The organism is Corynebacterium sp. HMSC072A02 (genome assembly GCF_001810085.1).
GTDB classification, from domain to species: Bacteria; Actinomycetota; Actinomycetes; order Mycobacteriales; family Mycobacteriaceae; genus Corynebacterium; species Corynebacterium hesseae.
Genome location: NZ_KV799847.1, coordinates 98,493 through 124,435, shown reverse-complemented (window position 1 = coordinate 124,435; position 25,943 = coordinate 98,493). Strand labels below are relative to the sequence as shown.

The window sequence follows — 25,943 nt, the reverse complement described above, 5'->3', positions numbered from 1 at the left end:
GGCTAGACGGCCGCCCCACACCGCAGGTGAGTTACTTGGTAACGCGGACCTCAGCCTTGGCACCCTCTACGGCTTCCAGGCCTTGTTCTTCAGCTAGGCGCATTGCCTCTTCGATGAGCGTTTCCACGATCTTGGACTCGGGAACGGTCTTGATGACCTCACCCTTGACAAAGATCTGGCCCTTGCCGTTACCGGAGGCCACGCCGAGGTCGGCATCACGGGCCTCGCCCGGACCGTTGACCACGCAGCCCATGACAGCCACGCGCAGCGGGAACTCCATGCCGTCGAGGCCTTCGGTGACCTCGTTGGCGAGCTTGTAGACGTCCACCTGTGCGCGACCACAGGAAGGGCAGGAAACAATCTCGAGCTTGCGCGGGCGCAGGTTGAGGGACTGCAGGATCTGGTCACCGACCTTGATCTCCTCGACCGGATCCGCTGACAAGGACACGCGGATGGTGTCACCGATGCCCTCGGCGAGCAGGGCGCCGAAAGCGACGGAAGACTTGATGGTGCCCTGGAATGCCGGGCCAGCCTCGGTGACACCGAGGTGCAGCGGGTAGTCACACTGAGCGGCGAGCTGGCGGTAGGCCTCCACCATGACGACGGGGTCGTTGTGCTTGACGGAAATGGCGATATCGCCGTAGCCGTGCTCCTCGAAGAGGCCGGCCTCCCACAACGCAGACTCGACGAGAGCCTCCGGGGTGGCCTTGCCGTACTTCTCCATGATGCGCTTATCCAGGGAGCCCGCGTTGACGCCGATGCGAATCGGGATACCGGCATCGCCGGCGGCCTTCGCCACCTCTTTAACGCGGCCATCAAATTCCTTGATGTTGCCCGGGTTGACGCGCACCGCAGCGCAGCCAGCATCGATGGCAGCAAAGATGTACTTGGGCTGGAAGTGGATATCTGCGATCACCGGGATCGGGGACTTCTGCGCAATCGCTGGCAAAGCCTCCGCATCAACCGTCTTCGGGCAGGCAACGCGAACGATGTCGCAGCCGCTGGCGGTCAGCTGAGCAATCTGCTGAAGGGTGGCGTTGACGTCGTGCGTCTTCGTCGTGGTCATCGACTGCACTGAAATCGGGTGATCAGAGCCCACGCCCACCTGGCCAACCATGAGCTGACGCGTCTTGCGGCGCGGCGCCAGGGTGGGAGGCGGGCCGTCGGGGATTCCAAGACCAATAGGGGTCGACATGTGTGCTCCTTGCTAATTGGGTTTTAACGCCCCTACTCTAGCACCGCGCACCGCAGGTGGATCACTAGCCAAACAGCCGAATTGGGTTAACCACGTCCGCGATCATGATGAGAGCACCCACCGCCATGAGGAGGAAAGCCAGCACATAGGTCACCGGCATGAGCTTGGTGTAATCCGCGGGCCCTTTCGGGTCCTTGCCCATGAGGCGGCGCAGGGCGTCACGGATCTTCTCATAAATGATGACGGCGATATGGCCGCCATCGAACGGCGGGAGTGGGATGAGGTTAAACAGCGCGAGGAAGAAATTGAGGGTGGCCAGCATCATGAAGAAGGATGACCACAGGCTTCGCTCGACCAACTCGCCGCCCACCCGGGAGGCTCCCACCACGGACATTGGTCCGTTAACGTCGCGCTCCTGCCCAAAGATGGAGGCCACCACGCCCGGGATCTTCGCTGGGAATTGCGCGATTCCTTGGACCGTGGCGTTGAGCGCATAGCCCGAGTAGCGGGCGGTCGCCGGGAAGGCATCGACGAAGGAGTAGGTCTCCCTGATATCGATAATCTGGTTGCTCATACCGATGGCACCGACCTTCACCAATTGCCCCTCGGCATTGAGCCGAGTCACTGTAGCAAGCGTGATGTCGAAGTCACGCGGCTCGCCATCGCGTTCGACTTTGAGGGTGACAGTGTCGCCGGGATAGTTCATGACGGTATCGCGAAGCTGCGCAAAGGAGTCCATGGTCTCGCCGTTCAGCGCGAGAACGATGTCCCCAGGTTCCACGCCCGCCTCACCAGCAGGGCCTACTCCCTGGCACGGTTCGAGTTCGCCATCGGCCTTCTGATTCGCCGCGCAGGACACCTCGCCAACGCGCGGGCGCACATCCGCGTCTGGGTTGGGCAAGCCCGTCGTCATGGCGATGAGCAGCAGGATAATAAATCCTAAAAGCAGGTTGACGGTGATGCCGCCGGCCAGCACGATGATGCGCTGCCACGCCGGCTTCGTGTACATGGCATAGGGCTTTTCCTCTTCCGTGAGGAACTCATCCTGCGCCGTCATGCCTGCGATATCGCAGAAACCACCCACCGGGAAGGCAGCGAGGCCATACTCGGTGTGGCCACGGGTAAAGGACGCAACGCGCGGACCGAAGCCGATGAAATAGCGGCGCACACGCATGCCGAAGGCACGAGCGCTAAACATGTGACCGGCCTCGTGCAGGGCAACGGTGATGCCGATCCCCAAGGCGAAGAGAACTATGCCGAGGACATTTGCCATAGATCGTAGGGCTTTCTAACGAGCGAGCGAATCCACCATCGCGTTGGCGCGACGGCGGGCCTCGCCTTCCACGGCGAGGACATCATCGACGCTAGAGGGTACACCAGCGAACTGCGCGGCCTGATCCACGACGTGGCTGACAACGTCAACAATTTCCGGGAAGTGAATGCGCCCCGCCAAGAAGGCCGCGGCCGCCTCCTCGTTGGCAGCGTTGTACACGGCAGCGTGGGTACCTCCGGCGGCGGCAACCTCGCGCGCCAAGCGAACGGCCGGGAAGGACTCATCATCCAGCGGCTCGAAATGCCAGTCATGCGCGGTGGAAAAATCCAATGCCGGCTGGGCACCCGGTACGCGGCGCGGCCAATCCAATGCGAGGGAGATCGGCAGCTTCATCGACGGTGGCGAGCACTGCGCGATGGTGCAGCCGTCAGTGAACGTTGCCATCGAGTGAACGATGGACTGGGGGTGGACGGTGACCTCGATGCGCTCTGGGGAGACGTCGAAAAGCAGCGTGGCCTCAATGAGCTCCAGGCCCTTGTTGACCAGCGTGGCGGAATTCAGGGTGTTCATCTGCCCCATCGACCACGTTGGGTGCTGGGCAGCCTGCTGCGGGGTGACATCCCACATCTCCTCGCGGGTCCAGCCTCGGAAGGGACCACCGGAGGCGGTGAGGACGAGGTGATCAAGCTCCGCATCACTGCCCGCGCGCAAGCATTGCGCCATAGCAGAATGCTCGGAATCCACCGGAATAATCTGGCCCTCCCCCGCCAGGCGGGTCACGATGGAGCCACCGGCGACGAGGGATTCCTTATTCGCTAGCGCTAGAAGCTCGCCTTTTTCCAAAGTCGCAACCGTGGAGGCTAGGCCCATTGAACCGACGAGCGCGTTGAGGACCTTATCCGCATCGATGGCCCGGACCAGCTGCTCTGCGGAATCTGGGCCGGAGAGCACGGTGCCGCCGAGGGCCTCGGAGACGGTCCGTGCCGCATCGGGCTTGGCGACGGCCACGTGGTCAAACGAAAGGTTGAGGGCACGAGCCTGCTCGATAATGAGCTGCGGGTTGGAGCCGCCGGCGGCAATGCCTACGACTGTGAACTTATCCGGGTTATCCGCGATAACGTCCAGAGCCTGGGTGCCGATCGAGCCAGTAGAGCCGAGAATAAGAATGCGTTGGGTACTCACCCTCTCAACCCTAGCCGGTCAACCCTAGTCGGAGTCCTGTGCGCTCCGATAGCGATAAGCGGGGGTGTTTAATCGCGGTTGCCGGCAGGATCATTTAAACTACTACACAGAATAACTGGCATTTTCGTGCGCTCGCCTCACGCAACTAGTTCTAACCAGGGCGGGCCGCATGTACACGCAAAGGAGAGCAAGTGTCTTCCCACAAGCCGGCATCGCAGGTTTTCGACGGCGTATCCACCGATGACGTCCCGTCCGCAGGTTTCGGTTGGTCCCGCATCAGCCGCTCGGGCGTACAGATCGCCGGCTGGACGTCCGTCGCGTTCCTGCTTGCTTATAACTTTGGTAACCACAAGGGCCACGTAGAGACGGTCTGGCTTATCGCCTTGGCAGTCCTCATCGCCCTCGGCTTGGTCATTTACGCTCTACAGCCGAAGCTCTCCCAGGTACGCACCTTGACTGCCCGCAACAAGCCGGTGGGCCACGAGGAGCCGGACTGGGCATACGAGCAGAAAACCGTTGGCAACGTCTACGCTTCCCTGACCGATGACGAGCTGCGTGCCCTCAACATTGAGCCCTCCCGCGTCGCTCACCTCCGCGGCGTGTCCGACGGCCGCCACGCTGCCAAGCCGGTGGCTAACTAAAGCTTCTTCGCTGTAAACAAAAGCTCCCTTCCCGCAGTTCATTCATGAACTGCGGGAAGGGAGCTTTTGTACTATCTGCTCAACCCCTAGCTCACGTAACGGTTTACCGTGGCGTAAATCTCCGGGGTTCGCTCCTGCGCCCTCTTTCCGGCGAAGCGCCAGACAGCGGCGTAGACAAGTGACGGAACCAGCAGAGAAACTATCACAGCGGCATACAGCAGCCAGCCGCCGCGCTCATAGCTGAGGGCAGAAACCACGATGCCGGGAAGCGCGGGCACCCACACCAGCATCATGCCGACGAACGCCGTGAAGAAAGCGCCAGCGGAATAGCCGGATTTGTCATTCCACCGGTTCTGTCCCGGGGCTGACAAGGGATAAGGGTTGAGCACGGTCAGTCCCAAGCCCACCGCCGCCGTGGAAATGAACACGCCTAGAGCCACAGCTGTGCACAACATGCCCAAGGTGAAGTTGTCGCTAAAGACAAGAACCACTACAGCAAGCAGCACAAACCCGATCAAGGGAATAGTGACGTGTGCGAGGTGGCGCGCATGAAGGATGGTACGCGGAGCAACCGGCGCCACCATGTGGACCCAATTCGACGGCCCATCGAAGCCATAATCATTAGCCAAGAGCGAAGAGAGCACGATCGCGCTGAAGCACAGCATGAAATATGCGGTGAAATCATCGCCCTTCCACAACTGATATAGGGTCAGCACGCCAAACAAAGGCATCGTGTAGAGCATGCCGGTTTGCCGCTTATCGCGGGTGAGATAACGCAGTGCGCGAGAGTATTCCATCGCCGCCGGGCTGGAATAAGACCAAGCGCCCAACTCCAACTTGGACACACCCTTGCCCGTCACTTCGCTGGCTGCGTCACCGCCTGTTCCGGGGTTGCGCATGAGGCCGCCTATCTGACGGGACCATGCCCATACCAGCAGGACAAGGCTGCCCACCGCGATCAGTAGTTGGGATAGGGCGGTGATGAGGTGGCCGTCGGCAAGCGCGAGCGCCCACCCCACCCCGGCACCCAACGGGGTCCAGGCCATGATGGTGCCCACCGAATCGAGCGGAGGCAAGGACTCGAGGACGCTCTGTGCCTGCAGCATGCCAAAGACCAGCAGGCCCATAACCACCATCGCCGCAATTTGGGTGCGCGACTTTTGGGAATCCGCGATAGCGGAAGCCACTTGGCCAAGACATTCGCCAACGATGATGGTCGTCGCGCACGACAGCACCATGCCCACGACGAAGGGCACCGCAGCCCACCCGGTTCCTGTCAGGATGAGGAAAATGCTGCCGATGATCGCATACACCAGGGAAAAGACGACCGACATGATGGCGCGGGTGGTCAGCAGACCGGAGAAGAACAAGCCCGGAAGGACCTCACGGGGAGTCAGAGGAAGGGCTCCCAGAGTTGTCGGGCTCAATTGATTCTCCCCCGCCGGCATAAAGAGAGCGAGGAGTACGTAGATGAGCATGCCGCCCGCCACGCCGACGGTCAGTGCTTGGTAGCCGTGTCCGGGCGTGGTGATATCTGCATACACCATGGCTGCGATGGAAAAGAGGCCGATTGCTCCGTAGATCAGCATCATGAGCCCCATCATGAGCGTCGCCGGGTTGGAGGAAACGCTTCGCCACCACAGAGTGCGATGGAGGCTGAACAGAGTGGATGTCATTCAGCGTCACCTGCCGCTGGCGAGCGCAGCCACCCAAACTTCGAGGCATCCAGGTCCCGCCCGCCGACGGCCGCGATAAAGAGATCGCTCAGGCTTTGGCCCTGGCGGACATCGTCGACGTGACCCGCGGTGATGACTTGGCCGCCGTTGATGATGGCGACGTGGTCGCACAGCCCCTCGACGAGCTCCATGACGTGCGAGGACAAAATAACCGTGCCGCCGCGGGAGGCATAGGCGCGCAGCATCTGCTGGATGAGGCGCCCGGAGACCGGATCCACGGCTTCCAGAGGCTCGTCAAGGATAAGCACCTCCGGGTTGTGCAGGACGGCCCCGGCCAGGAGAATCTTTTTGGTCATGCCGGCGGAATAGTCCGCGATGCGTTTATCGGCGGCCTCGGAGAGGGAGAGGGCGTCGAGAAGCTCCTGCGCACGGCGCAGCGACTCGGAGCGCTCCAACTTGTGAAGGGCGCCGAGGTAGTGAAGGTATTCAGCGCCAGTGAGACGGTCAAAGACCGGCGCCCCATCCATGAGCAGCCCCATGGCCTGTTTGGCGGGGATGGGCTCTTCCCACACGTTGTGGCCGGCGATGAAGCTGTGGCCGGCATCAGGGCGCTGGAGGCCACACGCCATGGTCAGCATCGTGGTCTTGCCCGCGCCATTCGGCCCCACTATCCCGTAGATGGATCCGCGCGGTACATCCAGGTTGAGGCTGTTGACGGCAATCTGAGAACCAAAAGACTTGCGCAGATCGCGCACCGCTAAAGCTTGGGTGCGTGGATCTGCCGCTAAGTCCTCGCGATAAGGATGAGTCATAAGCATTAACGGTATCAAGAACCATTAATGCTTTCTCCTCCGGCGAAACTATTGTTAGGAAACTGTAAGCAGAGCTCTTAAGCGCTCTCGCGCTCGTCGGCAGCGAGCTGGCCACAGGCGGCAGCGATTTCATCGCCCTTGGTATCGCGCACGGTGCACGGCACGCCCTGCGCGATGACGCGGCGAACGAACTCGTCCTGGCGCGCCTTCGGGGCAGCATCCCACTCCGAGCCCGGCGTGGGGTTCAGCGGGATCACATTGACGTGAACCTTGGAGCCCAGAGCCGCATGCAGCTTCCGGCCCAACATGTCAGCGCGGAAATCCTGATCATTCTTATCGCGGATCAGCGCGTACTCGATGGAAACGCGGCGGCCCGACTTATCGGCGTAGTACTTAGCGGCATCAAGTACCTCCTCAACCGGCCAGCGGTTGTTGACTGGCACGAGGGTATCGCGCAGCTCATCGTCCGGGGTGTGCAAGGAGACGGCGAGGGTGCAGGACAAGTCCTCATCCGCGAGCTTGCGGATGGCCGGTGCCAAGCCGACCGTCGACACCGTGACATTGCGCTGGGAAAGGCCGAAACCGGTGAGGTCAGCGCCGGTAATCTGGCGCACCGCGTGAACCACGCGCTTGTAGTTAGCCAGCGGCTCACCCATGCCCATGAAAACAACGTTGCTTAGGCGCCCGCCTTCCTCTTCCATGAGGCGAGCAGCGTGCCTAAACTGCTCCACGATTTCCGCGGTGGACAGGTTGCGGTCCAACCCGCCCTGGCCGGTGGCGCAGAACGGGCAGGCCATGCCGCAGCCAGCCTGGGAGGAGATACACAGTGTTGCGCGCCCTGGGTAGCGCATGAGCACGGATTCCAGCAAAGTGCCGTCGTGCAAACGCCACAGGGACTTGGTGGTTTCCCCATCATCGGTAGAGGTCTGACGAATGGGCTCCATGAGCGTGGGGAACAAACGCTCCTGCACCGCCTCGCGGGAGGCGGCCGGGATATCCGTCATCTCAGAGACATCGGCGGTGTGGTGGACGTAGTAGTGCTTGGCCAGCTGCTTTGCCCGGAACTTGGGCAGGCCAAGTTCCGCGAGCGCCTCAATGCGCTCGGCCTCGGTCAGGTCCGCGAAGTGCTTCGGGGGTAGCCCGCGCCGCGGAGCGGAGAAATTCAGTTTCAGTGGTTCAGCCATGGTAGAGCCCATTTTCCACGTTTTCGGCCACATTATCCAATCTAAGTTCTGCTGGAGTGGCGAAAGTGACATCTCAACCTATTTAATAGATGCATGACGAATCCAGAAAACTCCCCCGAGGAATTCCGCCCCTCCACCACTCCGGCCGAGGAGCCGCTGAATGATTACACCGCGGAAGCCCCCGCGACCGAAGGGCCAGTAGAGCCGGTTCCGACAACTTCGGACTATGCGGAGAAAAATGATGGCAAGGTGAAGGGCTCCTTCGCAGCCAGCACGTGGATCGCCCTGATCGTGGGCTTCCTACTGCTCATCGTCCTCATCATTTTCATCCTGCAGAACCAGCACCAGGTACCGCTCAACTTCCTTAACTGGACCGTCCAGTTCCCTGCCGGCGTCACCTACCTCATCTGCGCCATCTCCGGTGCGCTCATCATGGCCCTAGTAGGCGGCTGGCGCATGTTCGAGCTACGCCGCCAGGTGCGCAAGCAAGCTCGCCGCTAAGCCTTAAGGTGCGAGGGTGGTAAGGAAGCTCATTGCCACCCACGTCACCATCGCGGACGGCAGCATGCCGTCCAAGCGGTCCATGATGCCGCCGTGTCCCGGCAACAAGGCAGACATGTCCTTGATGCCTAGCTCGCGCTTGAACTGGGATTCCACCAAGTCACCGAGGGTGGCGCAAAAGACAAGACCCAATCCCATCAGTGCGCCCACCCACGGCTTGTGGTGAAGCAGGAATGCGAAAGAAAGCGCGCCGGTAAGGGTTCCGAAAACAACCGAACCGGCAAAACCTTCCCACGATTTTTTGGGGCTGACCGCCGGGGCCATGGGGTGCGAGCCAAACATCACGCCGGCGATAAAGCCACCGGTGTCTGAGGCGACCACGCAGAGCATAAACACGACAATCGACGCCGCCCCCGAAGCAAACGGCGTCTCCACCCGCGAAAGCATCGCGGCAAACGTGCCAAAGAGGGGTATCCAGGTCAGCACGAAGATGCCCATCGACATATCACGGAGATAGTTAATTGGCGGACGGTGCCTGCCGTTGTGGAAGAGGCGCCCGAACATGAGCGCCAGAACCGCAACCACATACACCGCAACGAGGCCCGGGGCGTTGAGGAACCACGAGACCCACACCATGGCTTGGCCAAGAACGATCAGCAGGGTGCGCGGGACATAGTAGGAGTGCTCCCGCAACCGGGTGAGAACCTCCCACATGCCCAAGCCCACTGCGGTGGCGACGACGAGATACCACACCAAAGGCCCGGCCCACACCGCAAAAACGACGAGCGCGCCCAAGCCGACGCCGACGGCAATCGCCGCAGGCATGTCTCGGCCCGCGGAATTCTTGGGTTTCGGCATCCGGCTCGGGTGCTCAGTGCTCACGCATGCTCCTCAGGTAGTCGTGGGTGCTTAAGCTCTACACAGAAAAGACCGCCGTGCTGGTCGGTGCCTGGCGCGGCGGCAAGTCAAAGCTCGTGTGTGGAGGCTACACCTCCATGAGCTCCTCTTCCTTATTGGCGACGAGCTTGTCCACCTGCTCGATGTAGCCGGAAGTAATCTTTTCCATTTCCTTCTCTGCAGCGATGACCTCGTCCTCGCCAGCATCGCCGTCCTTCTGCAGCTTCTTCAGCTGCTCCATGGCACGGCGGCGAATGTTACGGATAGCAATCTTGCCGTCCTCACCCTTGCTCTTAGCCAGCTTGACCATCTCACGGCGGCGTTCCTCAGTCAGCTGCGGAATAGTAACGCGCAGCACCTGACCATCATTGGTCGGGTTCACACCGAGATCCGAGTTGCGGATTGCGTTCTCAATCTCATTCATCACGGACTGCTCATAAGGCTTGATGAGCAGCATGCGCGGCTCAGGAACCGAGATGGTTGCCATCTGGGTAATCGGGGTCGGCACACCGTAGTACTCAGCGACCAAGCCGTTAAACATGGCTGGGTTGGCGCGGCCGGTGCGGATGGTGATCAGCTGCTCGCGGGCGTGCTCCACCGAGGCGGTCATGTGCTCTTCAGCTTCGAGCTGAATCTCGTCGATCATGAGGGTTACAACTCCCTTGAAATAGTCAAAAGTACTGGGAAAGAATGTAGCAGGTCGCGGCCCGTTTGTACTAAGACTGGACCAGCGTGCCGATCTTCTCGCCGTTCACGGCGCGCTTGATATTGCCCTCGGTGAGGAGGTTGAAGACCAGAATCGGCATATTATTATCCATGCACAAGCTGAACGCCGTAGCATCAGCCACCTTGAGGTTCTTCTCGATGACCTCACGCGGGGTGATCTCGGAGTAGAGCTCCGCGTCCGGATTCGTGCGCGGGTCAGCGGAATAGACGCCGTCGACAGCCTTGGCCAAGAAGAGGACTTCTGCACCAATCTCCAGCGCGCGCTGCGCTGCGGTGGTGTCGGTGGAGAAGTACGGCATGCCCATGCCGGCGCCAAAGATAACCACGCGCCCCTTTTCTAGGTGGCGGTCGGCGCGCAGCGGCAGATACGGCTCCGCAATCTGTGCCATGTTGATGGACGTCTGCACACGGCAGTCGATGCCCTGCTGCTTGAGGAAGTCCTGCAGCGCCAGGGAGTTCATGACTGTACCCAGCATGCCCATGTAGTCGGAGCGAGCGCGGTCCATACCGCGCTGGGACAGCTCCGCTCCGCGGAAGAAGTTACCGCCACCGATAACGACGGCAATCTCAGTTCCTTGTTCGGCCACCTCGGCGATTTGGCGGGCGACGTTTTCTACGACATCAGGATCGATGCCGACCTTGCCACCGCCGAACATCTCACCGCCCAGCTTCAGCATGACTCGCTTGTATCCGGTTCGCTTCGGTTCAGGGTTAGTCACGGTCTTCATCGTCTCCTTCACGCATGGCGACGCTTCAGTTAAGCGCACGAATAATTCCGTTCCATCTTAACCATAGGAAGCCGCTCTTATATATTCAGCTGCGCACAACCCCCACCCTAAGGGGCGGCAGAAAACAGCAAATTCCCTCCCCCGCTTCTTCCCCACCGGCCAGGCGGCCACAGGGATGAAGAGGAGGAGGGAGAAACCGCAGCTACGGAGCAATACTCCCTAGCTACGAAAGCTCTAGTAAAGCTTAAGCGCCAACCTCGTAGCGGATGAAACCGGTGATGGTGGTGCCGGCCTCGTCTGCGACCTGCTTGACGGTCTTCTTGGAGTCAGACAGAGCTGCCTGCTCAAGCAGAACCACAGACTTGTAGAAGCCATTGAGACGGCCTTCCACGATCTTCGGCAGGGCTGCCTCCGGCTTGCCCTCCTCGCGGGTGGTAGCCTCAGCGATCTCGCGCTCCTTCTCAACGACCTCAGCCGGAACGTCCTCGCGGGTGAGGTACTCGGCGTTCATAGCCGCAATCTGCAGTGCCACTGCGTGAGCGCCTTCTGCGTTGCCCTCGTAGGAGACCAGGACACCCACTGCCGGCGGCAGGTCAGCGGAACGCTGGTGCAGGTAGACAGCAACGTTGTCGCCCTCGATGGTGACTGCGCGGCGGGCCTGCAGCTTCTCGCCGGTCTTTGCGGACTCTTCGTCAACGATCTCAGAGACCTTCTTGCCGTCGATCTCCAGGTTGTTGAGCTCCTCACCGGAGTTGACCTTGGCCTCACCGGCAGCCTCAGCGATCTTGGTGGCAAAAGCCTTGAAAGCCTCGTTCTTAGCCACGAAGTCGGTCTCACAGTTGATCTCGACCATCGTGTTGCCGGAAACGGCGATCAGGCCCTCGGTGGCCTCACGCTCGGCGCGCTTGGACACGTTCTTTGCGCCCTTGATGCGCAGGTACTCAACGGCCTTGTCGTAGTCACCCTGGGACTCTTCGAGAGCCTTCTTGCAATCGAGCATGCCGGAGCCGGTGGCCTCACGCAATGCCTTTACGTCTGCAGCAGTGTAATTCGCCATAGTTGGAGCGATCCTCCTTGGAATTGAACGGTATTCGTTGAAACAGCGTAGCGGAATCACTACCACCACGTCGCGTTGAGGGGGTGCTAGTTTTTCGCCAGCTCCCCCAGCGAAGAATCTGAAGACCTTCAGCGTGGTGTTTTCAACCCTTTAATGTGCCACGCGTCTTAGCACGCTAAGAAAACACGTGAGAAAAAGCCCCCATCGCCGCGGACACTGTGGGCCGTGCGGTACGGGGGCTTAAGGTGTGCAGATTACTCTGCGGACTTCTCAGCGTCCTCAGACTTCTCTGCGGAAGCCGGATCAGACGCAGCGGCGGCCTCAGCGGCGTCGCGGGCGTCCTTCTCAGCGCTGTCGCCGGCGGCCTCCTTGGCCTGAGCCAGCTGGCGCTCCTCGCGAGCCTTCTTGCCCTCTTCCACAGCGGTGGCGATGATGCCGGAGAGCAGCTTGGTAGCGCGGATGGCGTCGTCGTTACCCGGAATCGGGAAGTCAACCTCATCCGGATCACAGTTGGTGTCCAGGATGGCGACGACCGGGATGTTAAGCTTCTGAGCTTCCTTGACCGCGATGTGCTCCTTGTTGGTGTCAACGATCCACAGTGCGGACGGAGCCTTGGTCATATCGGAGATACCACCCAGGACGCGCTCCAGCTTGGTGCGCTCACGGGTCAGCATCAGAACTTCCTTCTTGGTGCGGCCCTTGTAGCCGTCCTCAGCCGCATCCATAGCCTGCAGCTCCTTCATGCGCTTCAGGCGCTTGGAGACAGTCTGGAAGTTGGTGAGCATACCGCCGAGCCAGCGGTGGTTAACGTAGGGCATTCCCACGCGGGTTGCCTCTTCAGCAACGGCTTCCTGAGCCTGCTTCTTGGTACCAACGAAGAGGATGGTGCCGCCGTGTGCGACGGTTTCCTTAACGAACTCGAAGGCCTCATCGATGTAGGTCAGCGTCTGCTGCAGGTCGATGATGTAGATGCCGTTACGGTCGGTGAAGATGAAGCGCTTCATCTTCGGGTTCCAGCGACGGGTCTGGTGACCGAAGTGGACGCCAGCGTCGAGGAGCTCGCGCATGGTTACGACTGCCATGTTTCGCTCGCTTTCTATATGTTGTTTCGGTTTTGCAAAAATTGTGCGGTGTTTTATTCCGCACCCTAGCAACGAAGGCCCTGGTCAACACCCCACTATTGCGGGGACCACGTCAACCACAGGCTGCCTCTTCCTTAACCCAGGAAGCGACTGCTTCGCCGCGCGTAGTCAATCCATGCGCCAGCATTTTAGGCTTGAGCACAGACTGCTATGGGCTAGCTTAGTACTGCACACATGGTGATTCCAAACGACGGGCCTGATTTATCTCAGCAGGATTGTTGATGACTCTACGGTCTTCTCCCCTGCTGCAACAGTGGCCTCTTCTTTAACAGGTTATCCACAACAGTGGCTGCACCTCTTCTCTGAAGAGGCGTCCGAGCGCAGGCTTGGAGGCATGCGTCACCGTCTTCTTTATGTATCCGTCTTGCTGTGTACTTGGGCCGCGCTTGTCGACGTCCCCCTAGCCGCCGCCTACGTCGACCCCACCACCGGGGAACCTGTCGTTTCGCGTGTTTTGCGCGGCTTCGAGCCTCCCGAAAAGCGCTGGATGGCGGGCCACCGCGGTGTCGATCTAGACCTGCCTGTCGGCGGGGTGGTCCTCGCGGCCGGCGATGGCGTCGTATACTTCGCCGGTTCGATCGCGGGCAAACCGGCCCTATCAATTGCTCATGGAAACGGCCTGCGCACGACCTATCAACCAGTGTTTGCGAGAGTCAAGAAAGGTGACCGGGTACAGGAAGGAGACGTGATTGGCACCCTCGCTCCGTCCGTGGACGGCTATCCGGGACTGCATTGGGGCGCGATTGAAGGACGCGAGGATTACATCAATCCGCTGGATTTGCTTGGGGAACCTGTCATTCGCCTCAAGCCCGTGGGTGGGCGCGGGCGTAGACGTCCTTAAGCCGCTGGGCGGAGACGTGCGTGTAGACCTGCGTGGTCTGTAATGAAGAGTGCCCGAGCAGCTCCTGGACAATACGCAAATCCGCTCCGCCCTCGAGCAGATGCGTTGCCGCCGAGTGACGCAATCCGTGCGGGGTCAAACCCGGCGTTCCCGTCACTTGCGCGGCGCGCTCGACAACACGGCGGACTTGGCGGGGGTCGATACGCCCGCCGCGGGTCCCCACGAACACCGCGTCCGTATCACCCGCAAGCTGGGGACGGCCCGTTTCCAACCAGGCACAAAGCGCATCGTGAGCTGCATCCCCGAACGGGACGACGCGCTGTTTATTGCCCTTACCTGTGACGCGGGCAGTACGCCGGGACACATCGATATCCCCGATGTTGAGACCGACGAGCTCAGCCACGCGCGCACCGGTGGCGTAGAGGAATTCGAGCATGGCACTATCACGCAGGAAATGGATCTCATCGGCGGAGACGGCATTGCCCATCAGCTCCCCCGCCGCTGAAGGCGACATCACCGTCGGCAAGTGTTTGCCCACCTTTGGCGTGGCCAAACGCTGCGCCACATCAGTTTTTAAATAGCCTTCACGCGCAGCCCATGTGGAAAAAGCACGCACCGCGGCGGTGCGGCGCGCCAGTGTGGAGCGGGACTTGCCCTCGGAAACGGCGTGGGCCAACCATTCGCGCAGGGAATTCAGTGTGAACGCTGAGAAGTCCGGAACCTCCGTCGCCAGCAAGCGCAGGTCGGAGCAATAGCCGCGAACGGTCGCATCGGAACGGCCGCGGACGATGCGCTGGAATTCCGCGAAGTCTTCGATCGCCTCGTCCAGCTGTCCGCCCACGTGCCGCTCACCGTTACCACTTGCACCACTCATGTCTCATGAGTGTACTCAGGTGCGCTGCCACATCGCCCCCGAGCGAGTAATCACCCCCATCTTCTGCATCGCCACGAGAAGGTGAATGGTCAACGCCACCCGCATTCCCGCGGCCGCCGCGATGTCCTCAGCGCTCGCGCCTTCCTCCGCGCTTTCCGGTGGAGTGGAGTCATACACCCGAAGCTCATTGCGGGACAGGCGCTGCACAGCAGTCGGCTGAAACTCGAGCTCATACTGTCCCACCACATCTACCTCTCCTGCTTTGCCGACCAACCCCCGAACTTCATCCGCAGACGCCACCAATTGGGCCCGCCCATCCTGAATTCGTTGATGACACCCCAAGGAACCAGATGTCGTAATAGGCCCCGGTACGGCCATGGCAACCCTGCCCAGCGCTTCCGCCCAATTCAGCGTGTTAAGAGCACCAGAGCGGAACCCCGCTTCAACCACCACAGTGCCACTCGTCATCGCCGCCACGAGACGGTTGCGGGATAAGAAGCGGAATCGCTGTGGCCGCGTGCCCGGCGCGAATTCAGACACGATGCATCCTTTCTCGGCGATTCTGTCAAAGAGTTTCGCATTTCGCGCTGGGTAAGAAATATCGATGCCGCAGGCCGCCACAGCGACGGTCAGTCCGCCCGCATCGAGGGCTGCTTCATGGACCGCCGTATCAACGCCTACCGCTCCGCCGGACACCGCTGTCCATTGATGAGCCGCAAGGCCACCCGCTAAGAGTGACGCAGCCTCCCAGCCATACCTGCTCACCGCGCGCGTGCCCACGAGGGCCACAGATTGAGATACCGCTTCGCGCAGGTTTCCACCGCGTACCCACAGACTGTGCGGTGGAACTGCTTGGTCATCAAACGTTGCCGGGGCATCAACCACCCCTTGATGATAGAAACCGAAGGCACGGGAGAACTCTTCCCCGGGCCACTCAGCGTCCGCGGGCGTAATAAGCCGAGCGCCTTCCGCATCTGCTACAGCCAGGTCTTCGTCTTGCCGCAGCCACTCACGCCGCGAAGCCGTGGCTTGCCTCAGGGGCCCAATCCAATCCTCTCCTTTGTAGATTCCCCGAGCAATCTCCTCAGCCGAGTATTGGGTCAACAGCCCGTGAAGAGTTGGTGAAGGACCCTCCACCACGCGATTGAGATAGGCCCACGTATGCCGGCTACTCGATAGATTGAGCTCACTCATGCCGCCAGCCTTTCGATCGTCCCAGCCCCGCGGAGATCCAGCGCCCGGCTGACGTGCTCGAGCTCAGGGCGAGATGAGCCGTCGAGGTCTGCCAGCGTCCAGGCTAGGCGCAGAACACGGTCGACCCCGCGCTGGCTCAGCTCCCCTTCCGCCAGGTAGGCGGCGAGCATGATCATCGCAGACTCCGCTGCTGGGCGGTGGCGCCGCAAATATGAAGCCGGAACTGCTCCATTGACCACGCTTCCCAACCCGTCGCCCTCCCAGCGCGCCTTCATGCGTTCCCGGGCTGCGGCCACGCGCTGAGCGATGACCTCAGAGGTCTCTTCACCTTCCGCTTGGAGCACCGCTGATTGCCCCGACAGGGACACGATGATGTCGAGGCGGTCCCGCAGCGGCCCCGACAGATTGGATAAGTAATTCATCCTGTCTGATACTCGGCACTCGCAACGCGCCGGTTCTTCGGCTCCACACCGGCAGGGATTTGCAGCCAGCACTAGTTGGAATTGGGCGGGGAAGATAACCTCCCGGCTCGCCCGCGTCAGGCGCACCTGTCCTTCTTCCAAGGGGGCGCGCAAACTATCGAGTACCTGCGCAGGCACCTCACTGACCTCGTCGAGGAAGAGCACGCCATGGTGCGCCAAGCTCACTGCTCCTGGCCGTGGGCGCCCTGAGCCGCCACCGATCAGCGCGGCCCTCGTTACCGAAGCGTGCGGCGCAATGAACGGAGCCCGTGAGATGGCGGTGCCGACGGCTCCCGCCACCGAGTGGATGGCCGTGGCTTCCACTGCTTGCTCTGTGCTCAGGCGCGGCAGAATCCCCGGCAAACGCGAGGCAATCATCGACTTACCGGAGCCGGGTGGACCCACCATCATCACGTGGTGGCCGCCGGCAGCGGCAACTTCCGCCGCCCACTTGGCTTCCTTCTGGCCTGCCACCTCGCTGAAATCGGCGACTTGCTCACACGCAGGCGCTGCCGCATGCGCAATGAGGTGCGCGTCCGGCAGGCAATCACTCCCGCACGCCCACGCAAAAGCATCCCACAGCGTTTCAGCCACGAGTACCGTGATGCCGGACACCAATGCTGCTTCCGCAGCGTTTCCCACCGGAATGATCAGGGTGTCATAGCCCTGTGAACGCGCAGCCAGAATGGCCGGGATGATGCCGGAGACCGGGCGTACCTGCCCGTCCAACCCCAGCTCACCAAGAACCAGCGCCCCGCTAAGGCGACTCTTCTCCGCCTGGCCTGCTCCTAGAATTGCCAAGGCCATCGGGAGATCAAAGTGCGCCCCTGCTTTAGGCAGCGAGGCCGGTGACATGGACACCACCACCTTCGTCTTGGGCCACGGCAAGTGCGAATTGCTTACCGCAGTACGGATGCGATCCCGCGACTCTGAGATTGCGGCATCCCCCAGCCCCACCACGTGAACCCCCGGCAGCCCGGGGCCAACGTTGGCCTCCACCGTGACCACCCGGGCCAGGACCCCATCCAGCGCTATCGTGTCGCACCTACCGAGAGCCATGATCGACTCCCTGGAAGTAGTCCACCTCGAACGCCTCCCCCGACTTCGCCCCGGTGGCTACCAGCCCGAGTACGTCGAAACGGACCTTGCTCAACGCCTGCCCTTCGCTCCGTGCGGCGCTCAGCCATTGCGCGGCCGCCTTGCGCAAGCGCGCTAACTTGCGTGGGGTTACTGCTTCCGCGACGCCGAAAATGCGGTTTGCCCGAGTCTTTACTTCGCAAAAGACAATGGTCCCATCGGGTTCACGCACGACGAGATCGAGCTCGCCCACACGGTAGTGGACGTTCGCAGCGATGACCTGCGCCCCGCGCGCACGATAAAAGTCAGCGGCGAATTTCTCCCCCGCTTTTCCCAGTGCATCCGCCGGGCGGATGGTCTGGCCCACTGTCGGTGAATGCAAAGTGGTTGCTAGATTTCTTGTCACTATGGTGCTCCTTGGAATTGAACGTGTACACAACACGCCGCAAGCACGACACAAGACAATTCCCGTGCCGCACACCCCCTTACGGCACTTCCAGAACACCCCATTAGCTGCGTTGTGGCGAGGACTTAATGCCTCGCCACCGCAAATCTGTGGATAACTAGTCCGGGGTCACCAACGTGGCGTTCCCCACCCACTTATATCTAGATCACTTACCTAGAGCTCTATTCCGGTAGGACAAAACCCGGCTTATCCAACTCCTCAATATTGACGTCCTTGTAGGTGATTACACGGACGTAGCGCACAAAACGCGCCGAGCGGTACATATCCCAGACCCAAGCATCAGACATGCGGACCTCGTAGTAGACGTCCGGACCCGACGTATGCGGGATAAGCTCCACAGCGTTGGCCAGATAAAACCTACGTTCAGTCTCCACTACATAGGAGAATTGGCTGACCACATCGCGGTATTCGCGGTACAGCGACAGCTCGACTTCAGCCTCGTAGTTATCGAGTTCCTCAGCGCTCACGGTGTGCTTCTCCTTCGCTCACAATTACCCGGATTCACGGTGTCACAGAATCAGCACCAGCTTAGTTCCCGCGTCCTGAACAAGGCTTCAGGCGCGCGCGAGGAATCGCGCATGTGCGTCAGCTACATTGCGATAGCTCATGCGGTGCTCAGGAGTCGCCCCCAGCCGGGCGATAGCTTCCTGATGTATTGCCGTGCCATAACCCTTATGGCTTTCCAGGGCATATCCCGGGTACTGCTTGGCCAACTCCATCATCAGGTGATCACGGGACACCTTGGCTAGGACACTTGCCGCCGCAATGCATCGTGCGGCGGCATCACCACCGATGATCGGCAGCTGCGGGGCGGGCAGACCGGGGACGAAGAGGGCGTCGCTTAGCACGTAACCCGGGCGGACCCCCAGTCGTGCCACCGCCCGGCGCATCCCTGAGACATTCGCGTGTTGGATGCCAAAGGTATCGATGTCCTTCGCGCCCACGTGCACCACCGACCACGCTAGCGCGCGGCGTTTAATCAGCGGCTCCAGCTTTTCCCGGGCCGCCGGCGTGAGTTTCTTCGAATCATCAAGCCGTTCCAAGCCGGGCAGGATGCGCTCCGGCAAGATGCACGCGGCGATGGTCACTGGCCCGCAGCATGCCCCGCGCCCAGCTTCATCCACCCCTGCAACTGGACCGAGCCCTGCCTTGGAGAGCGCGACCTCATAGGTTCTCTTCTGTTTCAGTCGGCGCATAGCGTTTATAACGGCATGTCATCGATAGTTTGCGCACGGCTAACCGGAACCACCACGGCGGCGACCTTTCCGCGCACGTTCTCAACAGGAACTGTGCCCTGCAGGTTATCCCCGAGGTGCGCGCGCGAATCCAAGGAGTTCGTGCGGTTATCTCCCATCACCCACAGATGGCCTTCCGGGACGGTAACGGGGCCGAAGTAGGCGCCGCCACAAGCTTGTGATCCCACGCGTTCATCAATCGGAATCTCCGGCGGATCCAGAACGAAGTCCTGGTTAGTGGGTTTGCCGTCCACCATGACGGCCGGATCCCCTTCTTGGCACGACACGGTCTGGCCGCCTGTAGCGATGACGCGTTTAACCAGGATGTTGTCGCCATTAGGCACCAGCCCCACAACGGCGCCAATGTTTTGCAGTCCGCGCAGCACTACATTGCGGGACCGCTTGACCTCAAAAGACGTGTTCCACGAGTCAGGACCGGCAAAGACAACAACCTCGCCGGGGCGCGGATCGCTGAAGTAATAGCTCACCTTCTGCACGGCGATGCGGTCATTCGTGCACCCCGGGCAGCCGTGCAGGGTGGGTTCCATGGAGGAAGACGGGATGAGATACATCCGCCCCACTAAAGCCTGAATTAGCGCCAGCACCACGAAGGTGAGTGCTAGCGCCGTGAGGACATCGCGCCCTCTAGGACTGGATGTCCGGGTCATCGACTCCACCAATGCGGTTGAAGGGGAAGAAGATGAACATGACCTTGCCGCGGACGTTCTCCAGCGGGATCGTTCCTTGGAACTCATCCTGCATGTGATAGCGCGAATCCGCGGAAGCCGTGCGGTTATCTCCCATCACCCAGATATTGCCCTCTGGCACGGTCACGGGGCCAAAATACGCGCCGCCACAGGCGTAAGAACCGGTGGTCTCATCAACGCGATACGTCGGCGGGTCCTGCACATAGTCCTGTTCGATGGGCTTGCCATCCACCATGACCGCCGGATCACCCTCCTGGCAGGACACAGTCTGGCCACCGGTAGCAACAACACGCTTGACCAAGGTGTTCTCATCTGGCGGGGTGAGCGAAACGTAGCTCAGCGCGTCCTGAATGCGGTGGATGACCGGGTTGTCGGAACGCGGCGATACCCAATTCCTGTCCCAGTCCGGCGTTCCCTTGAACACCACGACATCACCGGGCTCTGGGTCCTTGTCGCCATAGTACGAGACCTTTTCGGTAAAAATCCGGTCGTTATTGCAGCCTTCACAGCCATGCAAGGTCGGCTCCATCGACCCTGATGGAATGACGTACTGCCGGCCCACAAAGTTTTGGAAAACACCAACGACCGCAAGCACGGAAACCACCACCAGTGCGGTCTCCAGCAACCAAGGCATCTGCTTCTTTTCCTCAGCTGGGGGTGCTGCGCTTTCCGACGCCTCTTTCCCCACGCCCTGGGAACCTTCAGTAATGTCGTTTTCTTTTTCCACGGGCTAAATCCTAGCAATGCGCGCCGACATCCCGGTATGCGGCTCGGCCGGAGGCTGCTGAAAGCACAAAGCCCTCCGCCTTACCCACAAGAATCGGTGGGAAGCGGAGGGCTGAGGGCTACAGAGCAGCTAGAACTAGCGGCGCTCCTTGATGCGGGCCTTCTTGCCGCGCAGGTCGCGCAGGTAGTACAGCTTGGCGCGGCGAACGCGGCCGCGGCGGACTACCTCGATGGAGGCAATGTTCGGGGAGTGAACCGGGAAGGTACGCTCAACGCCGATGCCGAAGGAAACCTTACGCACGGTGAAGGTCTCGCGGATGCCAGCGCCCTGACGGCGGATGCAGACACCCTTGAAGAGCTGGGTACGCTCGGTGGAGCCCTCGATCACCTTGACGTTGACGTCAAGGGTATCGCCCGGGCGGAAGGACGGGATATCGTCGCGCAGCGAAGCTGCATCAACCTTGTCAATGAGGTTTGCCATTGGTGTTTTCCTTTTCAGTTTAAGACAGAGGACCCTGGCGCCACCTCGCGGCGGCTGACCGGTTCGTGCCTATTACACAGAACATCGCTATCTTTCCACACCCCACCCCCGCAGAACAAATTGTGCCAAACGCCTGACATCTCCTCGTTGCGGGCTCTAAGGTGGGTGGCGCACTGATACCCCACGGGTGCCCACGGGAAGTGGGCTGAGAGTGGCGCTGATACCGCGCCTGCACCGTTTGAACCTGTCTGGTTAGCACCAGCGAAGGAAGAGAGGAGCAGCCATGACGGCTACCCATACCCCCATTCACAATTCTGACTCCGGCGAGATTCACCCCAAGCACTCCTACTCCCCCATCCGGGAGCACGGCCTCGAGGTACCCGAGACCGAGATTCAGTTGGATGATTCCCCTTCCGGCCCGAATGAACCTTTCCGCGTCTACCGCACCCGCGGCCCGGAGTGCGAGCCAGAGGTAGGTCTGCCGGCGCTACGCGCGGAGTGGATTGCGGAGCGCGGGGACGTCGACGAGTATGAGGGCCGCGCCCGCAACCTCGCCGATGATGGCCGCTCCGCCGAGCGCCGCGGTGCCGCTTCCCAGGAATGGAAGGGGGAGCGTCGCCAGCCGCTGCGCGCGAAGGAGGGCAAGCGCGTCACCCAGATGCATTACGCGCGCCAGGGCATCATCACCAAGGAGATGGAGTTCGTGGCCCTGCGCGAGCACTGCGATCCGGAGTTTGTGCGCTCCGAAATCGCGCGCGGCCGCGCCATCCTGCCCAATAACGTGAATCACCCGGAGTCGGAGCCGATGATCATCGGGCGGAAGTTTCTCACCAAGATCAACGCCAATATCGGCAACTCAGCGGTGACCTCCTCCATTGCGGAAGAGGTGTCGAAGCTGCGCTGGGCCACGCGCTGGGGCGCGGATACCGTCATGGATCTCTCCACCGGCGATGACATCCACACCACGCGCGAGTGGATCCTGCGCAACTCGCCTGTGCCCATCGGCACCGTGCCCATCTATCAGGCGCTGGAGAAGGTCAATGGCGTGGCTGAGGACCTGACGTGGGAGATTTTCCGCGACACCGTCATCGAGCAGTGCGAGCAGGGCGTGGACTACATGACCATCCACGCCGGCGTCCTGCTTCCGTATATCCCGCTGACCACGGACCGCGTCACCGGCATTGTTTCCCGCGGCGGCTCCATCATGGCGGGCTGGTGCCTGGCACACCACAAGGAGTCCTTCCTCTACGAGAACTTCGATGAGCTGTGTGAGATCTTCGCGCGCTACGACGTCGCCTTCTCCCTGGGCGATGGCCTGCGCCCCGGCTCGCTGGCGGATGCCAACGACACCGCCCAATTCGCTGAGCTCAAGACCATCGGTGAGCTCACCCGGCGCGCCTGGGAGTATGACGTCCAGGTCATGGTGGAGGGCCCGGGCCACGTCCCGCTCAACATGGTTCAGGAAAACAATGAGCTGGAGCAGGACTGGGCTTCGGACGCTCCCTTCTACACGCTAGGCCCACTGGTCACCGATATTGCGCCGGGCTATGACCACATCACCTCCGCCATTGGCGCGGCGCACATCGCCATGGGAGGAACGGCCATGCTGTGCTACGTCACCCCGAAGGAGCACTTGGGGCTGCCCAACCGCGATGATGTCAAGACCGGCGTGATCACCTATAAGCTGGCCGCCCATGCGGCCGATGTGGCCAAGGGCCACCCAGGGGCGCGCGCCTGGGATGATGCGATGAGCAAGGCCCGCTTCGAGTTCCGCTGGCACGATCAGTTCGCGCTTTCCCTCGACCCGGACACCGCGCAGGCCTACCACGATGAGACCCTGCCCGCGGAGCCGGCGAAGACCGCACATTTCTGTTCCATGTGCGGGCCGAAGTTCTGTTCCATGCGCATCAGCCAGGACATCCGGGATACCTTCTCCGATTCGCTAGGGATGCCAAGCTTCCCGGGTAAGGGAGCCATCGATCCGGAGGTCGTGGCAGCTGCCCGCGCGGGCGAGAAGCAGATGTCGGAGGAGTTCAAGGCCCAGGGCTCACAGCTCTATCAGGAAGAAGAGACCGCACATGCCTGATCTTCGCTGCTACTTCGTCACGGGCGCGGGCTCGCATGAGGACGTCGTGCGCATCGCTGCCGCAGCGGCGCGCGGCGGCGCCGGGGTGGTACAGGTGCGCTCCAAGCCGATTACGGCCCGCGATCTCTACTACTTGGGCCGCGACGTAGCCCGCGCGGTGGCGCAGACCAACCCAGAAACGCGCGTGCTTATCGACGACCGCGTGGACGTCGCCGCCGCTCTCCGCCACGCTGGCGAGCCGGTGCACGGCGTGCATATCGGCCAGGACGATCTGCCTGTGGCCGCCGCCCGCGCGTTGTTGGGGCCGGACGCGATTATTGGGCTGACCACCGGCACGCGCGAGTTGGTCGAGGCCGCAAATGAGGTAGCAGACCTGATTGATTACATCGGCTGCGGCCCGTTCCGCGCCACACCGACGAAGGACTCCGAGCGCACCCCGTTGGGGCTTGATGCCTACCCGGATTTGGTGAAGCTCTCCCGCGTACCGCTCGTGGCCATCGGGGATGTTACCGCCGAGGATGCTGCCGATCTTGCGGCAACCGGCATGGCCGGCCTAGCTGTCGTGCGTGGCATCATGCATGCCGATGACCCGGAAGCCTATTGCCGCAAGCTGCTGTCCGGCTTCGATGAAGGTGCGCGATGAGTACTAGCTCTGATTCATCCGTCATCATCATCGGCGCGGGCGTCATCGGCCTGGCCACCGCGGTGGAACTGGCCGCGCGGGGCCACGAGGTCACGGTGCTGGATCCGGCACCAGCCTCCGGGGCTACCCACTTCGCCGGCGGCATGCTCGCCCCCGCCGCCGAGGTGGTCTACCAGCAGGATCCGCTCTTCCCGCTCATGCGCGCCTCCGGCGCGTGGTACCCGGAGCTCATCGATCTGGTCGCCGCACACACAGAGGTGCCCACCGGCTACCGTGCCGAGGGAACGCTCGTCGTCGCCGCCGATCGCGCGGATGCCCAGCACCTCACCGAGCTGGCCGAGTATCAATCCCTCCACGGCATGGAGGTCGAGCGCATCACCGTGCGTGAAGCCCGGCGCGCGGAACCATTGCTGTCCCCGCGTCTGGCCGGTGCCGTCAGCATCCCGGGCGACACGCAGGTCTTCCCCCGCCAATGGGCGGCTGCACTGCTGAGCGCGGCCCAAGGACTCGGCGTACGTTTCTTCCGTACGGCAGCCCAATCGATTGATGCTGCAACGGGCGTGGTCACCACGGCCGTCGGCGACTTCGAAGCAGAACAGGTTGTGCTCGCAGCCGGACTAGGCGCGCGTGAGATCGAGTGGGCTGACTCAGCTGGGCTTGAACAGTCCCCGCTGCACCTGCGCCCGGTGTACGGCGATATCCTGCGCCTGCGGGTTCCGGATCACCTGCAGCCGCTGCTGACCCGAGTGGTGCGCGGCTTCGTGGAGGACCGCCCCATCTACCTCATCCCGCGCGGCGATGGCACCCTCGCCGTCGGCGCTACGACCCGCGAGGATTCCCTGTCCTCAGCGCAGGCCGGAGGCGTCTACGCGCTGCTTCGCGACGCCATCCGCGTCCTCCCCGCCGTCGAAGAATGCGAGTTCCTCGAGGCCAGCGCGGGGGCTCGCCCCGGCACCCCGGATGACCTTCCTTATCTTGGCCGCGTCAGCGAGCGGCTCGTCATCTCTACCGGCTATTTCCGCCATGGCATCCTGCTCACGGCACTGGCCGCGCGCTGTGCCCGCGAGCTCATCGAAGGAACCGATCCCAGCATCGATCTCGCGGCCTGTAACCCATTGCGACACCTCAAGGAGCAACAATGATCCTCATCCTCAACGGCCAGCCCTATGACACGGCGGCCGATACCGTCGCCCAGCTGCTCAAGGAAAAGGACATCGCTCCTGACGGCACTGCGGTGGCCGTGGCCGAACAGGTCATCCCCCGCTCGCAATGGGAAACCACCCCACTCAACGAAGGCGCGGCCGTGGAAATCCTCACCGCAGTCCAAGGAGGCTAAATGCTCACCATCGCCGATACCACCTTTTCTTCCCACCTCATCATGGGCACCGGTGGCACCACGAGCCACGAAGCCTTGGAACGCGCGCTCGTCGCCTCCGGGACCGAGCTGACCACCGTGGCCATGCGCCGCCACGCTGGCACCCGTGACGGTGAGAGCATCTTCGATCTGCTGCGCCGCCTGGACATCGCTCCACTGCCCAACACCGCCGGCTGCCGCACGGCCCGCGAGGCCGTCCTCACCGCCCGCATGGCCCGCGAGGCACTGGGCACCACGTGGGTCAAGGTCGAGGTCATCGCCGACGAACACACGCTACTGCCCGATGTCGTGGAAACCCTCGACGCCACCGAGCTGCTTGCCGCCGAGGGGTTTACCGTGCTGGCCTATACCAGCGACGATCCCGTGTCTGCCCAACGCCTCGAGGATGCTGGCGCCGCGGCCGTCATGCCGCTCGGCGCCCCCATCGGCACCGGTCTGGGCATCCTCAACCCGCACAACCTCGAGCTCATTTGTTCGCGCGCCTCAGTGCCCGTGCTTGTCGACGCCGGCATCGGCACCGCCTCCGACGCCGCCCTCGCCATGGAGCTCGGCTGCTCCGGCGTGCTGCTCGCCAGCGCGGTCAACCGCTGCCAGAACCCGGAAGCGATGGCCACCGCCATGCGCCACGCCGTCGAAGCCGGCAGACTTGCCCGAAGTGCAGGGCGCATCCCACAGCGCGAACATGCCCAGGCTTCCTCCACCTTCGAAGGCCTGGCCAGCTGGGCGGACCAGGTCCTGTAGCCCACTGCTTAAAAGGACAGAC

Annotated in this window: 28 protein-coding genes and 1 riboswitch; of the genes, 8 read left to right on the top strand and 20 right to left on the bottom strand. The window is 61.9% G+C overall.

The features are described from left to right. Positions 1 to 31: 31 nt before the first annotated feature. The 3 genes from ispG to dxr all read right to left on the bottom strand — a co-directional run bounded on the left by ispG (position 32) and on the right by dxr (position 3,650). Positions 32 to 1,195 carry a flavodoxin-dependent (E)-4-hydroxy-3-methylbut-2-enyl-diphosphate synthase gene (gene ispG / locus HMPREF2698_RS05800; protein WP_070445607.1) on the bottom strand — a complete coding sequence of 388 codons (1,164 nt, stop codon included), beginning with the start codon at positions 1,193 to 1,195 and terminating at the stop codon, positions 32 to 34. A 64-nt stretch (positions 1,196 to 1,259) separates the two neighbouring features. Next, complete coding sequence (locus HMPREF2698_RS05795) at positions 1,260 to 2,468, bottom strand: M50 family metallopeptidase (protein WP_070562833.1); 1,209 nt, start codon at positions 2,466 to 2,468, stop codon at positions 1,260 to 1,262. Between the two features lie 15 nt (positions 2,469 to 2,483). Beyond that, positions 2,484 to 3,650 carry a 1-deoxy-D-xylulose-5-phosphate reductoisomerase gene (gene dxr / locus HMPREF2698_RS05790; RefSeq protein ID WP_070562830.1) on the bottom strand — a complete coding sequence of 389 codons (1,167 nt, stop codon included), beginning with the start codon at positions 3,648 to 3,650 and terminating at the stop codon, positions 2,484 to 2,486. Between the two features lie 191 nt (positions 3,651 to 3,841). Between dxr and HMPREF2698_RS05785 the strand changes: the two genes are divergently transcribed. After that, a complete protein-coding gene (locus HMPREF2698_RS05785) occupies positions 3,842 to 4,291 on the top strand; it encodes a DUF2631 domain-containing protein (RefSeq protein WP_070533158.1) in 450 nt (149 codons plus the stop codon). An 86-nt stretch (positions 4,292 to 4,377) separates the two neighbouring features. On the opposite strand, the gene HMPREF2698_RS05780 is transcribed toward HMPREF2698_RS05785, so the two are convergent. The 3 genes from HMPREF2698_RS05780 to rlmN form a co-directional block, all read right to left on the bottom strand. After that, positions 4,378 to 5,967: an ABC transporter permease gene (locus HMPREF2698_RS05780; protein WP_246818426.1), complete on the bottom strand. Its 1,590-nt coding sequence runs from the start codon at positions 5,965 to 5,967 to the stop codon at positions 4,378 to 4,380. Beyond that, positions 5,964 to 6,785: an ABC transporter ATP-binding protein gene (locus HMPREF2698_RS05775; protein ID WP_070533159.1), complete on the bottom strand. Its 822-nt coding sequence runs from the start codon at positions 6,783 to 6,785 to the stop codon at positions 5,964 to 5,966. Before HMPREF2698_RS05775 ends, HMPREF2698_RS05780 begins: the two co-directional genes overlap by 4 nt. Before the next feature lie 71 nt (positions 6,786 to 6,856). Then, entirely contained in the window at positions 6,857 to 7,963 is a 1,107-nt protein-coding gene (rlmN, locus tag HMPREF2698_RS05770) for a dual-specificity RNA methyltransferase RlmN (RefSeq protein WP_070533381.1), read from the bottom strand. Positions 7,964 to 8,056: 93 nt separating this feature from the next. Between rlmN and HMPREF2698_RS05765 the strand changes: the two genes are divergently transcribed. Beyond that, positions 8,057 to 8,464: a LapA family protein gene (locus HMPREF2698_RS05765; RefSeq protein WP_070562827.1), complete on the top strand. Its 408-nt coding sequence runs from the start codon at positions 8,057 to 8,059 to the stop codon at positions 8,462 to 8,464. Between the two features lie 3 nt (positions 8,465 to 8,467). On the opposite strand, the gene HMPREF2698_RS05760 is transcribed toward HMPREF2698_RS05765, so the two are convergent. The 5 genes from HMPREF2698_RS05760 to rpsB form a co-directional block, all read right to left on the bottom strand. Next, the gene (locus tag HMPREF2698_RS05760) at positions 8,468 to 9,322 is read right to left on the bottom strand and encodes a phosphatidate cytidylyltransferase (protein ID WP_180952038.1); all 855 of its coding nucleotides are present in this window, start codon (positions 9,320 to 9,322) and stop codon (positions 8,468 to 8,470) included. A 127-nt stretch (positions 9,323 to 9,449) separates the two neighbouring features. Next, entirely contained in the window at positions 9,450 to 10,007 is a 558-nt protein-coding gene (gene frr / locus HMPREF2698_RS05755) for a ribosome recycling factor (protein WP_070533163.1), read from the bottom strand. Positions 10,008 to 10,077: 70 nt separating this feature from the next. Further along, a complete protein-coding gene (pyrH, locus tag HMPREF2698_RS05750) occupies positions 10,078 to 10,815 on the bottom strand; it encodes a UMP kinase (protein WP_070533165.1) in 738 nt (245 codons plus the stop codon). 244 nt (positions 10,816 to 11,059) lie between these two features. Beyond that, on the bottom strand, positions 11,060 to 11,872 hold the full coding sequence (gene tsf / locus HMPREF2698_RS05745; RefSeq protein ID WP_070533167.1) for a translation elongation factor Ts: 813 nt from the start codon (positions 11,870 to 11,872) through the stop codon (positions 11,060 to 11,062). 254 nt (positions 11,873 to 12,126) lie between these two features. Beyond that, on the bottom strand, positions 12,127 to 12,954 hold the full coding sequence (rpsB, locus tag HMPREF2698_RS05740; RefSeq protein WP_070533169.1) for a 30S ribosomal protein S2: 828 nt from the start codon (positions 12,952 to 12,954) through the stop codon (positions 12,127 to 12,129). Positions 12,955 to 13,348: 394 nt separating this feature from the next. On the opposite strand from rpsB, the gene HMPREF2698_RS05735 reads away from it, so the two are divergent. Then, entirely contained in the window at positions 13,349 to 13,855 is a 507-nt protein-coding gene (locus HMPREF2698_RS05735) for a M23 family metallopeptidase (protein WP_070562824.1), read from the top strand. Here the strand turns inward: HMPREF2698_RS05735 and HMPREF2698_RS05730 are convergent. The 9 genes from HMPREF2698_RS05730 to rplS all read right to left on the bottom strand — a co-directional run bounded on the left by HMPREF2698_RS05730 (position 13,818) and on the right by rplS (position 21,076). After that, positions 13,818 to 14,729 carry a tyrosine recombinase XerC gene (locus HMPREF2698_RS05730; protein ID WP_070562821.1) on the bottom strand — a complete coding sequence of 304 codons (912 nt, stop codon included), beginning with the start codon at positions 14,727 to 14,729 and terminating at the stop codon, positions 13,818 to 13,820. The genes HMPREF2698_RS05735 and HMPREF2698_RS05730 overlap by 38 nt on opposite strands. A 15-nt stretch (positions 14,730 to 14,744) precedes the next feature. After that, positions 14,745 to 15,923: a DNA-processing protein DprA gene (gene dprA / locus HMPREF2698_RS05725; RefSeq protein ID WP_070562819.1), complete on the bottom strand. Its 1,179-nt coding sequence runs from the start codon at positions 15,921 to 15,923 to the stop codon at positions 14,745 to 14,747. Then, entirely contained in the window at positions 15,920 to 17,443 is a 1,524-nt protein-coding gene (locus HMPREF2698_RS05720; RefSeq protein ID WP_070562816.1) for a YifB family Mg chelatase-like AAA ATPase, read from the bottom strand. The genes dprA and HMPREF2698_RS05720 overlap by 4 nt, the downstream gene beginning before the upstream one ends. Further along, positions 17,430 to 17,867, bottom strand: coding sequence for a YraN family protein (locus tag HMPREF2698_RS05715; protein ID WP_070562813.1), 438 nt, complete (start codon positions 17,865 to 17,867; stop codon positions 17,430 to 17,432). Before HMPREF2698_RS05715 ends, HMPREF2698_RS05720 begins: the two co-directional genes overlap by 14 nt. 221 nt (positions 17,868 to 18,088) lie before the next feature. Further along, on the bottom strand, positions 18,089 to 18,394 hold the full coding sequence (locus tag HMPREF2698_RS05710) for a DUF2469 domain-containing protein (RefSeq protein ID WP_070562810.1): 306 nt from the start codon (positions 18,392 to 18,394) through the stop codon (positions 18,089 to 18,091). A gap of 87 nt (positions 18,395 to 18,481) precedes the next feature. Then, complete coding sequence (locus HMPREF2698_RS05705; protein WP_210386590.1) at positions 18,482 to 19,132, bottom strand: ribonuclease HII; 651 nt, start codon at positions 19,130 to 19,132, stop codon at positions 18,482 to 18,484. Next, the gene (lepB, locus tag HMPREF2698_RS05700) at positions 19,129 to 19,830 is read right to left on the bottom strand and encodes a signal peptidase I (protein ID WP_070562804.1); all 702 of its coding nucleotides are present in this window, start codon (positions 19,828 to 19,830) and stop codon (positions 19,129 to 19,131) included. Before lepB (HMPREF2698_RS05700) ends, HMPREF2698_RS05705 begins: the two co-directional genes overlap by 4 nt. Then, a complete protein-coding gene (lepB, locus tag HMPREF2698_RS05695; protein WP_246819444.1) occupies positions 19,808 to 20,503 on the bottom strand; it encodes a signal peptidase I in 696 nt (231 codons plus the stop codon). Before lepB (HMPREF2698_RS05695) ends, lepB (HMPREF2698_RS05700) begins: the two co-directional genes overlap by 23 nt. A gap of 228 nt (positions 20,504 to 20,731) precedes the next feature. After that, positions 20,732 to 21,076: a 50S ribosomal protein L19 gene (rplS, locus tag HMPREF2698_RS05690; RefSeq protein WP_070533187.1), complete on the bottom strand. Its 345-nt coding sequence runs from the start codon at positions 21,074 to 21,076 to the stop codon at positions 20,732 to 20,734. Between the two features lie 173 nt (positions 21,077 to 21,249). Further along, a riboswitch (TPP riboswitch) is annotated at positions 21,250 to 21,364 on the top strand. On the opposite strand from rplS, the gene thiC reads away from it, so the two are divergent. From thiC to HMPREF2698_RS05665, 5 genes are all read left to right on the top strand, one after another. Then, positions 21,360 to 23,162 (top strand): phosphomethylpyrimidine synthase ThiC, encoded by a 1,803-nt coding sequence (gene thiC, locus HMPREF2698_RS05685; protein ID WP_070533188.1) that lies wholly within the window; start codon positions 21,360 to 21,362, stop codon positions 23,160 to 23,162. It overlaps the preceding riboswitch by 5 nt. Then, positions 23,155 to 23,805, top strand: coding sequence for a thiamine phosphate synthase (locus HMPREF2698_RS05680; RefSeq protein ID WP_070562798.1), 651 nt, complete (start codon positions 23,155 to 23,157; stop codon positions 23,803 to 23,805). The genes thiC and HMPREF2698_RS05680 overlap by 8 nt, the downstream gene beginning before the upstream one ends. Next, entirely contained in the window at positions 23,802 to 24,947 is a 1,146-nt protein-coding gene (thiO, locus tag HMPREF2698_RS05675) for a glycine oxidase ThiO (protein ID WP_070533192.1), read from the top strand. The genes HMPREF2698_RS05680 and thiO overlap by 4 nt, the downstream gene beginning before the upstream one ends. After that, a complete protein-coding gene (gene thiS, locus HMPREF2698_RS05670) occupies positions 24,944 to 25,141 on the top strand; it encodes a sulfur carrier protein ThiS (protein WP_070533194.1) in 198 nt (65 codons plus the stop codon). Before thiO ends, thiS begins: the two co-directional genes overlap by 4 nt. Continuing rightward, entirely contained in the window at positions 25,142 to 25,921 is a 780-nt protein-coding gene (locus HMPREF2698_RS05665) for a thiazole synthase (RefSeq protein WP_070562795.1), read from the top strand. The last annotated feature ends 22 nt before the right edge of the window (positions 25,922 to 25,943 follow it).

What these genes read in the sequence shown, in the direction of transcription:
- ispG (WP_070445607.1), bottom strand. Translation starts at nt 1,195, where the DNA reads ATGTCGACCCCTATTGGTCTTGGAATCCCCGACGGCCCGCCTCCCACC.
- HMPREF2698_RS05795 (WP_070562833.1), bottom strand. Translation starts at nt 2,468, where the DNA reads ATGGCAAATGTCCTCGGCATAGTTCTCTTCGCCTTGGGGATCGGCATC.
- HMPREF2698_RS05780 (WP_246818426.1), bottom strand. Translation starts at nt 5,967, where the DNA reads ATGACATCCACTCTGTTCAGCCTCCATCGCACTCTGTGGTGGCGAAGC.
- HMPREF2698_RS05775 (WP_070533159.1), bottom strand. Translation starts at nt 6,785, where the DNA reads ATGCTTATGACTCATCCTTATCGCGAGGACTTAGCGGCAGATCCACGC.
- rlmN (WP_070533381.1), bottom strand. Translation starts at nt 7,963, where the DNA reads ATGGCTGAACCACTGAAACTGAATTTCTCCGCTCCGCGGCGCGGGCTA.
- HMPREF2698_RS05765 (WP_070562827.1), top strand. Translation starts at nt 8,057, where the DNA reads ATGACGAATCCAGAAAACTCCCCCGAGGAATTCCGCCCCTCCACCACT.
- HMPREF2698_RS05760 (WP_180952038.1), bottom strand. Translation starts at nt 9,322, where the DNA reads ATGCCGAAACCCAAGAATTCCGCGGGCCGAGACATGCCTGCGGCGATT.
- frr (WP_070533163.1), bottom strand. Translation starts at nt 10,007, where the DNA reads ATGATCGACGAGATTCAGCTCGAAGCTGAAGAGCACATGACCGCCTCG.
- pyrH (WP_070533165.1), bottom strand. Translation starts at nt 10,815, where the DNA reads ATGAAGACCGTGACTAACCCTGAACCGAAGCGAACCGGATACAAGCGA.
- tsf (WP_070533167.1), bottom strand. Translation starts at nt 11,872, where the DNA reads ATGGCGAATTACACTGCTGCAGACGTAAAGGCATTGCGTGAGGCCACC.
- rpsB (WP_070533169.1), bottom strand. Translation starts at nt 12,954, where the DNA reads ATGGCAGTCGTAACCATGCGCGAGCTCCTCGACGCTGGCGTCCACTTC.
- HMPREF2698_RS05735 (WP_070562824.1), top strand. Translation starts at nt 13,349, where the DNA reads ATGCGTCACCGTCTTCTTTATGTATCCGTCTTGCTGTGTACTTGGGCC.
- HMPREF2698_RS05730 (WP_070562821.1), bottom strand. Translation starts at nt 14,729, where the DNA reads ATGAGTGGTGCAAGTGGTAACGGTGAGCGGCACGTGGGCGGACAGCTG.
- dprA (WP_070562819.1), bottom strand. Translation starts at nt 15,923, where the DNA reads ATGAGTGAGCTCAATCTATCGAGTAGCCGGCATACGTGGGCCTATCTC.
- HMPREF2698_RS05720 (WP_070562816.1), bottom strand. Translation starts at nt 17,443, where the DNA reads ATGGCTCTCGGTAGGTGCGACACGATAGCGCTGGATGGGGTCCTGGCC.
- lepB (WP_070562804.1), bottom strand. Translation starts at nt 19,830, where the DNA reads ATGACCCGGACATCCAGTCCTAGAGGGCGCGATGTCCTCACGGCGCTA.
- lepB (WP_246819444.1), bottom strand. Translation starts at nt 20,503, where the DNA reads ATGCCTTGGTTGCTGGAGACCGCACTGGTGGTGGTTTCCGTGCTTGCG.
- rplS (WP_070533187.1), bottom strand. Translation starts at nt 21,076, where the DNA reads ATGGCAAACCTCATTGACAAGGTTGATGCAGCTTCGCTGCGCGACGAT.
- thiC (WP_070533188.1), top strand. Translation starts at nt 21,360, where the DNA reads ATGACGGCTACCCATACCCCCATTCACAATTCTGACTCCGGCGAGATT.
- HMPREF2698_RS05680 (WP_070562798.1), top strand. Translation starts at nt 23,155, where the DNA reads ATGCCTGATCTTCGCTGCTACTTCGTCACGGGCGCGGGCTCGCATGAG.
- thiO (WP_070533192.1), top strand. Translation starts at nt 23,802, where the DNA reads ATGAGTACTAGCTCTGATTCATCCGTCATCATCATCGGCGCGGGCGTC.
- thiS (WP_070533194.1), top strand. Translation starts at nt 24,944, where the DNA reads ATGATCCTCATCCTCAACGGCCAGCCCTATGACACGGCGGCCGATACC.
- HMPREF2698_RS05665 (WP_070562795.1), top strand. Translation starts at nt 25,142, where the DNA reads ATGCTCACCATCGCCGATACCACCTTTTCTTCCCACCTCATCATGGGC.